The organism is Pseudomonas sp. GG8, from assembly GCF_052976945.1.
Map to the genome: position 1 here is coordinate 1 of NZ_JBRIIP010000022.1, position 10,412 is coordinate 10,412.

The window sequence follows — 10,412 nt, forward strand, 5'->3', positions numbered from 1 at the left end:
GAATGACTTTTTCCATGTTGAAGGATAAGTGATGCCGCCCGAGAGGACCCGCAGGGTTGATGGTTTTGATCAGAGAGAGGCCCGTGTCAATGACGATACGCCATTGCCGTGGTTGGAGACTTTCAGGTGTCGAAGGTTGTCGTTCCGACCGGACGTATGTACTTGATGCTGATAGGGCTCTTTGCCGGTAGGCGCCTTTAACGCAAGAAACATCTGATCCGGCGTGTTGGCGGGTTTCATCAAGAAACTTATAGGCGATCCGGCGTTCATACCACCCAAGGTCGGATCACGTCTTCGACTTTGCAGATCTGACTTGTCGAGTTGCCAGCACCGGATGAAGAGTAGGTGGATCGTAAATAATGGGTACGTTGAGATCGACTTGCCAACGTGGTCGAAGTTGTAGCGTCCGGTCAAGTCCAGGGTCCAGTTGTCGGCCTTGATCTTGTCGATACCGATATTGCCGAGAAATCGAATCCAGCGCCAGAAAACCATTAGGATCAGTTGATCAGCGTCGTAGTGGGCATAGGTCATGCCGGTTTCCAGGCCGAACGTCACCGAAACCGCTGGCTTCGTCGTACAGGTCGCCACGCTTCGGCGCCGGTTGTGAGTCACCTCAAGCGCCTGACTGTAAGCAAGCTTGCCGTCCCCGTCCGCATGGTCATCGCCGCCGGCAATGGCAACACCGCTGCCTCATTCGGAGGATCTCGCAGGGGGCCGCCGGCGAGCGCACCAGTCGTTTGGGCTAGGCGTCGCTGGCTGATCTTCAACTGGGCGGGACCCGCTGTTGAGATCATCAGTGCCTTTTGTCGCACATCGTAGCGTTGTTTCAACTCAAGAAGTTCTTGCTTCATGTCGCACATCAGTGTCTGCTGCCTGGTAAATGTCGTGGTAACAGCGCACTGAAACAAACAACCGCGCGAAACGAGAAACGAACGATACATAAGAGTAGCTGATCCCTGTGAGCTGTTTCATGAATCAGAGCGTAATCAGAGAACCGGAGACCGGAGGTTGATGATTTTATCAGATCAGCGATCAGTGGAGGGTAGTTGTTGCGTAGTAATATTCAATTTGTGTCAAGTTTTGAACTGATCACTCGTCTGATCAAGATTGGTTGCTGCAGAATACTGCCCTGCCGGTATGTTACTCAGTTGCCGGTCATTGCTGGCTGGAATGGCGAATTGCACGCCACCATTGCTGGACGAAATCGTCAGGTTGCAGCGTGGTTGGCCTCCGTGATCGTTGCGCCGTGGTCAAATACCTGACCCTGGTTTGCGGTTAGAGCTGGTGCTAGGCTGTTCTGCTGGATGTTGATAGAACGTCGTGACTGGAACTGCTCAATCGTCGCCAGCAGTGCGTGTACTTTGTGTCACGCCCTGATTAGCGGGTGAGTTCATCTCAGTGATCGAGTGATTTGTCAGGTACGTTGACCGATTTCCTTTTGGTTGATGAGCTACATAAAATTGTGGCTCTCATCGTGTTTGTTGCATGTGCAGTGTGGTTGTGGCGCCGAGTACATCGCCGTGGTATTTCGCGAAGTACTGGTCATGGTCATGCCGAAGGACAACGCGGTCTGGCATCATAACGACCGCGTAACTGGGCGAATCGATCTTGTTCATGGGTCGAAACCGACGAGCATACGTCGGCAGGCTACAACGATGCAGGCAGCAGCTAGGAGTGGTGGATTTGCATGCGGTTCCTCGCCTTCATTATTAGAAGAAATCACTTTGCAAAGCTAATTTATTAACTTCGTATCCTTGAACCGGGGTTAAAGGTATCGATGCGACCTCGCCGGCAGTTAATGGTAATGGTGGATCCAGAAAGGGCACCATGTTTGTCAATACCCAGGCCCGATGATCGCGAAAAATGATGCCGTTCCAGCCTTCTGGTGAAGTCTTCACGGGAGAGCGTCGTGGCCGAGCATGGGATCACTGATGTACACCGAACTTCTCAACTCTTTCGGAGCACGACGAAACGCTCATAAGCCGCGAATGTCGATCAGCACCACGACCTGGAATGGTCAGGCGGTCCAGGCTTTCCGAAGGAATCGGTAGCGACGGCACGCATGCCGATGCTTTCGACGTAGCGTTTCATATCGAGCATGGAGAAACCCGTGAACGCACAGGTCCTGGTCGGAGTGGAGCAGATGCCTTCGAGAGCTGGTTCTCGGTCACGTCCAGCGAGAGGCGACGCAAAACATGCCGCCAGCGCGGGAGCGCCAACAGCCGTGAAAGTCAGTCTCTTCGTTCGACGACATCGTGAACGCTGTTCGCGCATGCTCTGAACGCGCTCGTAGCGCTACCGGTACCGGCAAACCGGGAACCGCTATTTGACCTGCTTGTGACAGGCCGGCATCAATAGGCAGAAGAGGGCGATACTGCGCATGATCATTACGCCTTGGACGTTTGAGTCTCTTTAGCAAAGTAAGACTTCCAACAACGCTCTCGAAGGGTTCCTTGCGAGAACCCCTGATTACCGTCGCGCTCAACATGCAGGCTTTGGAGCCTGCGGCGATGGACAGCGAAACCGTCTGTCTGTTGCCGATGCCCGAGGAAACGCTTGCGCCGGCGTTACCCGACACATCGTTCAGCGAGTTGCTCGAGGTCGCGTCGTTGGTCACAGGGTTTGCCCAACGGTAGGGGTCAAAACACCTGATAAGTCGCTACGCCGCTCAACTCTACAGCGCCACTTTCAGCGAAGGCCACTTGTTTTGTCATTGTCACTGCGGCTGTCATTGTGGCCCGAACGACCACCATGGCTGTCGTCGTCGTACACGCAGCCTTCCCCGTACCTTGTCAGAGCGGCCTTTCACATTGACAGCTGGATTTGAGGGTGGTTTTTCATAACTACGATCAGCATAGTCATCTAACCGAAGGTGCCGCTGACAAGTTTGGTCGGCCGATGCCTGAAGGCTGGAATGCCCACCTGATGATCCTCGGACACTGCAATCGCCAGATCGTCTTCGTTGTTGTAGTTGCTATAATTCACCGATCTACCGATACCAATGTTGCTGGGTAGCTGCCATTGGCCGAGTTCGAGAGGGTGGTGGTGGTCTGGGCGGGAATAGTTGGCAGGAGTGTCACGCCGTTGGTCCGGGCCGGACCTGGATGCAGAGATCGCGCTACCGAAATCAAAGTTCGATCGGCCGTGGCGATGGCGGCAGCGTTATCCTGTTGGTCAGCGTCTCGCGCCCGCAACGTTAATCTCAAATTGCGATTCGGGCGTTGGAACCCGAGCTATCGACCGTGGCACTGTTACGAGTGCCTCGGGGTTGAGGGTCGTGTTGTCATGGCTGCTTCGTGAATTGATCACCGTTGCGGCAGAGCCTGCATCATCAGAAGCCCAGCAGGGGGCTAGGATCATCTCGTTGTCATGGCCGTCGTCGTTGCCACCGCGCCCGTCGGCTGGTGCTGCTACAGCCATTATTGCTGCCAGTGCGAAGACCAGAGGCTTGATTGCCATTCGTAGGTTTCATGGTGTTTCGATGATGGGATCGCGAGCGTTGGAAACGTTGGATCGCTGTATTGCTGGTATTGCTCGGGGTCAGTTGGGAATACCTTATGCTCAGGGTGTTGACCGATTGTGTCCACCAGCGCCTCTGGTTCAACTGAATAATCCCTCGACCACCGGTGAAGGCCTGATCGCTGGTAGCGACCTGGCGGTTGCCAGGGGGAGCGCTGGTTGTGCTGGGAGCCTTGGAACAGCGCCACGCTTCGCTGTGACAGGACGCTGTCGTCGATGCTCTGCGCCTGGACCGACGTCAGGGTGCACTGCGTTAATTCGTTGGTCATCGGCGCTGGAAGACTGGTTGACCCCGAGGACCGCTGCCATTGCTGAAGGCGTTGCCTTCGATGGCTGATCGCGGGTTTCGTAGCGGATCGATCCGGGCATCGAGTTGTTGATGATATTGGCCAGTGGCCTGTGCTTCAGTGCGAATGGCGATGGCCCGACCGTTGATCGCCGCCGTCGATCGCCAGCGGCCTGGTTTACGAAAAGTTGCCGAACTGCGAAGATCGCCGATGACCGCCTGATCAACCACCGGGGCGTCGAGTCGGCCAAAACCGCACAAGAGCAGGAACATGGCGACTATGAGGAACTCAGCGGGTCATCTCAGCGGTCCTCCGTCATCATGCGCATGGAGCAAGACCTTGCTGATGGACCGGTGACCTTGCGATTGGCGATACCGCTGGTGACGGAATGACCCACCGAAAGTGGTTACCTCGATCCACAGTATCGAAGCCGTGGAGGTCGTTGGCACAAGCATGTGATCGACAACTCTGTGCCGCTGGTGACAGTGGGCGAGTCTACCGACCGAGAACTGACCATCGTCCAGCTACCTGCGACCGGCTGGAACGTTAGTGTTAACCGTGGTGGGATTCGGGTCTGGACGCATCAGTGAGCGGGTGGCGACGTGGGCTGAACCGTGCGTCAGAACAATAACGTCATCGCCTGCATGTGCCGCAAGGAATAAGGGACGTGCTGCGACGATCGATGAAGACGAGGCCAAACATGCCCTTGAAATGCTGCGATGACTGTCTTCTGATGATGCGCCGGCCCTAATGAGCGATGTAGTAAAGAGAGCAGGAGCTGTGCCGCTTCAACAGCGTCAAGATAAATCAAAGGGTTGAGCGTGATAGCTCAAAGACTTTCAATGTCAGTGTAATGATTGTGAAAGTATATTCAGATCAGTAAGAAGAAGCTGTGCATGAGGGCTTGAAGGCGATGACGTCGTTGCCTGTTGTATCAGCGGCTTAGCATATTTATCGTTAAATCGCTGAAACTGCTTGGCTCTCAACTTTTAAATGCTAGTGGGGTGTTTCATAATGGACAATCAATATGGTGTATTCGACCTGGTGTAGTCGATCACCTGAGAGGCATGAATGTGGAACACCTGTTTGTGCTCCTTATGCTGCCTGCCATCGATTACGCAGTACGGTTGTTGATCGAGATTCAGCCAATGCTGGCGGCTGTAAAACGCCTGGCGTTCACTCAAGGTCGGCTGGCAGCGCTGACCGTCGCTCATCGAGTCATCTTCTGGTGCTAATAGCACGTGTAAATCGAACGGCGGGCTAATAGCTGTTGTTCGAGCCAGCCAGGGCAATCGCCGAACAACAGTTCTTCGCTCGAGAGCATCTACAGATGGGTGTCGAGAATAAGCAACGAGCGCTGCCTCGCTCAGCAGCGTCTTCCCAAGCCAACTGACCTTCTGGATGCGCTGGATCGGCGAAGATCTGGGGCTGTTTGCTCGATGAAGGAGCGAACATATTCACCCACCCATTCATCCGCCGAGCTGGCTCGTACTGGGCTGTGAAACCAGCTTTCGCCACTGGACTCAGGTCCCGTCGCAGCACCAGCACTTTCATTGGGCTGCCACAGCCTGATGATTGTGCGATTGCGCCAGCCGAGTAAGGCGATCAGCAGAGCGCATACAGTGCCGCAGTGAGGACAGGCTCAGAAAGGAACAGGCCGACGAAAATCACATCCAGCACCATCCACAGAGGCCAGCACTGGACGCGTTTCGGCGCATCTCATACCTGGGCCACTGAAACTGAAACCGGTCAGCGTGGTGTCCAAGCCAGGGTTGTGCTGCGTCGGTAAAGTGGGCCATTGCAGCGCCTAACGCCAGGCTGAGCAACGTGCTCAGTGCCAGACGAACAACAGCGGACGGTTTCGAGATACGTGATGACGCGACCCTGTTGACTTCGCTTCGCTGGATCCATTGCCACGATGAGCTGCAACATGGCATAGATCATTTTGGAAAGCACATGTCCGAGTACAACTTCACCTCGAAGAAAGCCGCAAGAACAAGCAGCACCATGACCAGGCCGCTATGGCTGAGCCCGAGGCATTGTTCCACTGTCAGCCAGACGGCGATCATGCTGGAAGTGCAGCGGCGACAGTTCAAGCCGCAGAATGACCACTCCTTAGGGGGCAACGAGTGGGAATCGGAGGGCTGATTGTAAGTGGATAAAAGCGAAGGCAAGGGGGGATGGTTGTACAACAACGGGTGTGAGGGGTGTGAGGAGGGCACTCACAACAAAAGCCCCTCATACATCCTGTGAGATAAGGTCTATACCCGGGAAACTGGCCGCAGCAATTGATTCAACTGATCGCTCAGGTCCGCAGGTGCACACTGGCTTCGCTGGAACGTTCCGCAGCGTAGGTGGTGTTCTGTGACAGACCAGCCGCCGAGCGACGTTTCGATCGACGTCCTCGACCACGTGCGCCTGTCGCAGGGGTCGCGCGGCGATCGAGGCGTTCAGGCCATCGAGGTTGCGCAATGCCTGAGCGATCGAGCTCAGGCCTCGACCAGCCTGGGCTGGCTGGCCCGATGGTTAACTGCGAAGCGTGACTGCTGTTGCTGATGACTTTGAAAGTACCGCCGCATTGGAACGGCGTTGGAGGTGCTCAATCATCGACTGAATTTCAGCCGTCGATTTTCGCGCGGCGTCGTGCTGAACAGGCGCACCATCGGCTACCACAGCAAAGCGGCGCCCTTGTTCGCCGGCGCGGGCGGCTTCAATGGCAGCATTCAACGCCAGCAGGTCGGTCTGGTCGGCGATAGAACGAATGACCTCCAGGACACCGCCGATCTGTGCGGCTTGGCCAGGGTTTCGAGAATCATGATCGCCTGGGTGATGGTGCTAGTAGATCGATCGATCTGGCGCAGGTCGTCGTCGATATCGATCTGCTCCTTGTTCGGCCTGGGGCTTCGGCGTCGTGCATCGCCGGCGGCCTGTTCGGCGTTCGTGACATCCTGTACGCCATAGGTCACTTCATTGATGGCCGTGGCCGCACGAGATCCATCTGTTGCTGACTGTTGCTGACTGTGAGATTGAGCCGGGCTGCATTGCTGCCCAGTTCGAGTAGCCGCCCTGCCGATGCTGCAGCAGCTTCAGCAATTGGCGAACGAACCGACCATTTTGTGGTGAAGGCGTCGAAGTGGTCGCGAGCTGCGTGACTTCGTCATGACCCGCGAGATCGTACTCCGCGTCAGATCACTTTCACCACTGGCGATGTTGGCCATGGCGTCGATGGGACCTGTACTGGCCGGACAATGTCGGGAAATCATGACCACCAGCAGCGCCATGACCAGTGCAATGCTCAGGCCAGTGATGGATGCTTTCCATACTTGGCCGGTAGTTGCCTGCATATCGTCGATGTATACGCTGGAACCGAGTATCCAGCCGAAGGCTCGAAGATTCACGTAAAGAGGTCTTGATGGTTTGCTGGAGCCAGGTCTTCGGCCAGCGATAGCCGATGTGACCTGCACCTTTGGTTTTTGCGACAGTCACGATCTCGTTAATAGTAGCAATGCGATCCGCATCTTTGATGCCAGACAGGTCCTGGCCCTCAAGCTTCTGGATTTCATGGTGCACTAAATCATCACTGTTGTATTGATCGAAAAATATCGTTTCGGTCCAACCAGCCGCGTACCGCAGCCTGGGCTTGTTGCTGGGCTTGTTCACGAAGTGAGTTGTGAGGTTTCCGGTCGTGGAAGTACGAAGGACTACGATGGTCTGCTGACAATCTGCGGGGTTTTTCTGGCTTTGGTGGCATACAGGTCAATGTGGATTGGTCCTAGCATCAGAGCCCCAGCCTACCAACAGCATCAGCAGAGAGACCATGCAGGATCAGCGACAACCGTACGGCTGATTGATAAACTGCGCAAGCTATCATGAACGACTCCTTCAAAATATTGTCTTCTTTTCGCTGGTGAGCTGGGATCAAAATATGTACTACATGGTAGATATGCTAGAGCGTTAGATCTATCATGTCTGATAGGCTTTTGGCATTGTTCTACTAAACATGAGTGGCTTATGTGTCTTTCACGTCATGGCAATCATCATGTTGGTCCTGACACATAGCATGCTCCTTGTTGCAATCGTATCGAAAATACTAAGGGGCATGAAGCATGCTTTTTACGGGGGAATGATGGATATTTGGACTGCTGTAGTACAGGCGTCGACCTGGGTCGCAGAAGGGTTACGAGTTTTTGCCGGTCTCCAGCACTGGCCACCACATGATCGTCGTGGGATCTATCATATTTTTGGTGGTGAGAGGGCGATGGCCTTCAACATCATTATCCAGTTGGGGGCGATTCTGGCGGTGGTCTGGGAGTTCCGACGAGATTATCGATGTGGTTATTGGGGCTGCCTAAACAGTCGGAAGCGCAACGTTCTACGGTCAACCTTGATCATCGGTGTCTTCGGCCATCGTACTTGGGGCGTTGTTTGCCGATCGTCGCACCTGTTCAATCCGATCACCGTCGCGACAGCTTTGGTGGTGGGCGGGGCGACGACGTCGTGGGCCGAGTGCTGCTACATGTCGTGCGCGCTGAAACTGTTGATGAAACGACCTGGGTCGATGCCAAGCTGGTTGTGCTCAGTGTCTGGCGATGATTCCCGTGCACCTCGCGTTCTGGCGCAACCATCATCGGCGGCTGCTGTTGTGTCACGCAAGGCCAGGACCGAGTCCTCGCTGCTCTCCTCGCGATGCCAACCATGGTCGGTGCGGCGGTCTATTCGGCGCGCTACACCGTATGTTGTTTCAGCACGATGATCTGCCGGTGATTGCCATCTGTTTCGCGACCTTGTTCATCTCGCCATGATCGCGGTTCGGCGCGCGTGCCAAGTTCATCTCCACCGAGTACCTATGCGGTATTTGCTGGTATTGGATCGCTTTCGGTCTGGTGATTCTGGCGGACCTGGCAGTTTGGCTGGATCGACTGGTCCTCCGCGGCTGCTTAAGGATCAGACCTATGGAATAACGCACGCAGTCCTCAAGGAACGTCTGGACAGGGGCAAGCGGGCGCCGATGATGCCGCTGGAACAGTTGGTGCAGCATGTCGGTCAGCTCTCCATCCTCTTGGTTGCGCGCGTTGCCAGGCTTCGGCGCACTGTCGATGGCAATCAGGGGCGTTTCGGCGATCCCTGCCAGCGGGTCACGCAGCGACGAGCTTGCTGGCGTTCTTCTCTCATACGGCACGATAAAACAGGGCCCGGACGACGGGCCGGCGCACGCCGGAGAAGTCCTGCAGATGGCGTCGAGTTGCTGGGCGGCTGGCCGGCCTGCTGGCAGAGCACGCTTTCGGCACAAAACCGGCAACTCTCTATCAAGTCGTGCTCTGGCTGATCGTCATGCTGCATCAGGATCTGGATCGACCTCTTCGTTCTGCAAGGCACAATTCTCCTGGCCTGCCTACTTCCACCAACACCTTCAAACCAACCGTCGGATTCGGCGAACCGCCATACCACGACTCGACGCGAGCGTGTCAGCAGATCGCGCAACTCGTTGTTGTCGCTCAGGGGTAGGGGTGGTGCCAACGCTGATCCAGATGATGCGCCAGATAGGGCGCGGTGAATACCCTGCTCATCGACATAACCCAGAAACAGCTCGGCACCTATGAACGACAGCCTGGTGCTGCGGATCAAGCACGGCGAACATCTGTCCGTGGCGACTGAAAACATCTTGGCGCGCCCATCGGCATCCTTGTGCAGCACCGGGCAGTTGCAGGCAAAACTGTGCACTGTTCGAGGATTCCATCCTCGCCTTCCTCATCGGTGGCAGTCAATCATGACCGTGCAAGTCATCAGCGGACGCGCTGCTGATGGTCATCAATCGACGCCCTCACCGCCGGAAGCATGCCGCGCCGCTGAGCAAGCCGCTTGCAGGTGCTCTGGCAGTGACGAATCGGGCAGCAACTGAACGAGACGACCGTCAGCCACTTCTTCACGGCAGTTCATCATCGGCAACATGGTCAACCCAAGGTCACCAGACGGTGCTTTCGCGGATAGGGACGATTCGACGGCCAGGTGACTTCGCCTACTTCACATCGCTGCTGCTGCTGTGGACCAGATCGTAGTGAACCATCCGATCAGCCTCGATAGCGCCGAGGACCGGCAGGCTTGCCAGGTCCAGGTGGACCCACGACACGGCCAGCAACATGGGTGAGGACGTACGAGAGCGAGAGCCGGTGCCAGTCGGCGACGATCAGGCCGGGCCTTCATCGCCGATGTCGCGCACCCGGAAGCGCGAATCACGCTCATTCACGAGATCGACACGTCGATCGACCAGCAACATTTCCAGCTGGACCTGGTGGTGATCTGCCAACGAGCGATCACGTCGGCCAATATCTCAAATGGCGTTAAACCGACCGGCAGGACCGCAGCTGGCCGCGAGGTCTTGCTCGACAGTGACGCGACCGCTTCATCGGCCATTTCCGCTTCGAGCAACATAGCTTGGCAACGCCGCAGAACGCTTGCCAACCGCCGTCAGCGACAGCTCGCGCGTCGCGCGTTGCACAGGTCCGCGCTCAGGTGATCTTCAGCTCGGCGATACGTCGAGACAGGCGGGACTTCTTGCAGTTGCCGAAGACGCTGAGCTGCGAAACCTCGAGCCTCAACGACTTTTGC

Annotated in this window: 9 protein-coding genes and 4 pseudogenes; 5 read left to right on the forward strand and 8 right to left on the reverse strand. The window is 56.0% G+C overall.

Translation table 11 applies throughout. The features are described from left to right. Positions 1-69: 69 nt before the first annotated feature. Entirely contained in the window at positions 70-612 is a 543-nt protein-coding gene (locus ACVBEG_RS27685; protein ID WP_447108625.1) for a hypothetical protein, read from the reverse strand. Between the two features lie 437 nt (positions 613-1,049). Between ACVBEG_RS27685 and ACVBEG_RS27690 the strand changes: the two genes are divergently transcribed. Continuing rightward, on the forward strand, positions 1,050-1,262 hold the full coding sequence (locus tag ACVBEG_RS27690; protein ID WP_447108626.1) for a hypothetical protein: 213 nt from the start codon (positions 1,050-1,052) through the stop codon (positions 1,260-1,262). Positions 1,263-1,709: 447 nt separating this feature from the next. On the opposite strand, the gene ACVBEG_RS27695 is transcribed toward ACVBEG_RS27690, so the two are convergent. After that, the gene (locus ACVBEG_RS27695) at positions 1,710-1,898 is read right to left on the reverse strand and encodes a hypothetical protein (RefSeq protein WP_447108627.1); all 189 of its coding nucleotides are present in this window, start codon (positions 1,896-1,898) and stop codon (positions 1,710-1,712) included. Between the two features lie 555 nt (positions 1,899-2,453). Between ACVBEG_RS27695 and ACVBEG_RS27700 the strand changes: the two genes are divergently transcribed. Beyond that, entirely contained in the window at positions 2,454-2,636 is a 183-nt protein-coding gene (locus ACVBEG_RS27700) for a hypothetical protein (protein ID WP_447108628.1), read from the forward strand. A gap of 226 nt (positions 2,637-2,862) precedes the next feature. On the opposite strand, the gene ACVBEG_RS27705 is transcribed toward ACVBEG_RS27700, so the two are convergent. Both ACVBEG_RS27705 and ACVBEG_RS27710 read right to left on the reverse strand, forming a co-directional pair. Then, the gene (locus ACVBEG_RS27705; RefSeq protein ID WP_447108629.1) at positions 2,863-2,985 is read right to left on the reverse strand and encodes a hypothetical protein; all 123 of its coding nucleotides are present in this window, start codon (positions 2,983-2,985) and stop codon (positions 2,863-2,865) included. Positions 2,986-3,784: 799 nt separating this feature from the next. Further along, positions 3,785-4,078, reverse strand: a complete 294-nt coding sequence (locus ACVBEG_RS27710; RefSeq protein ID WP_447108630.1) for a hypothetical protein — start codon at positions 4,076-4,078, stop codon at positions 3,785-3,787. 183 nt (positions 4,079-4,261) lie between these two features. On the opposite strand from ACVBEG_RS27710, the gene ACVBEG_RS27715 reads away from it, so the two are divergent. Continuing rightward, positions 4,262-4,396: a hypothetical protein gene (locus tag ACVBEG_RS27715; protein ID WP_447108631.1), complete on the forward strand. Its 135-nt coding sequence runs from the start codon at positions 4,262-4,264 to the stop codon at positions 4,394-4,396. A 432-nt stretch (positions 4,397-4,828) separates the two neighbouring features. On the opposite strand, the pseudogene ACVBEG_RS27720 reads toward ACVBEG_RS27715, so the two are convergent. Beyond that, positions 4,829-5,360: pseudogene (locus ACVBEG_RS27720) on the reverse strand (AAA family ATPase). 402 nt (positions 5,361-5,762) lie between these two features. On the opposite strand from ACVBEG_RS27720, the gene ACVBEG_RS27725 reads away from it, so the two are divergent. Further along, on the forward strand, positions 5,763-5,954 hold the full coding sequence (locus ACVBEG_RS27725; RefSeq protein ID WP_447108632.1) for a hypothetical protein: 192 nt from the start codon (positions 5,763-5,765) through the stop codon (positions 5,952-5,954). A 378-nt stretch (positions 5,955-6,332) separates the two neighbouring features. Here the strand turns inward: ACVBEG_RS27725 and ACVBEG_RS27730 are convergent. After that, a pseudogene (locus ACVBEG_RS27730) lies at positions 6,333-6,581 on the reverse strand (methyl-accepting chemotaxis protein); the annotation flags it as partial. Between the two features lie 311 nt (positions 6,582-6,892). Further along, positions 6,893-7,204, reverse strand: coding sequence for a hypothetical protein (locus ACVBEG_RS27735; RefSeq protein WP_447108633.1), 312 nt, complete (start codon positions 7,202-7,204; stop codon positions 6,893-6,895). 728 nt (positions 7,205-7,932) lie between these two features. On the opposite strand from ACVBEG_RS27735, the pseudogene ACVBEG_RS27740 reads away from it, so the two are divergent. Continuing rightward, positions 7,933-8,747 (forward strand): annotated as a pseudogene (locus tag ACVBEG_RS27740) (undecaprenyl-diphosphate phosphatase). 842 nt (positions 8,748-9,589) lie between these two features. Here the strand turns inward: ACVBEG_RS27740 and ACVBEG_RS27745 are convergent. Further along, positions 9,590-10,412 (reverse strand): annotated as a pseudogene (locus ACVBEG_RS27745) (LysR family transcriptional regulator); the annotation flags it as partial.

Bases quoted from the DNA above. Each gene is read 5' to 3' on its own strand.
- ACVBEG_RS27710 (WP_447108630.1), bottom strand. From the start codon at position 4,078: ATGTTCCTGCTCTTGTGCGGTTTTGGCCGACTCGACGCCCCGGTGGTT.
- ACVBEG_RS27725 (WP_447108632.1), top strand. From the start codon at position 5,763: ATGTCCGAGTACAACTTCACCTCGAAGAAAGCCGCAAGAACAAGCAGC.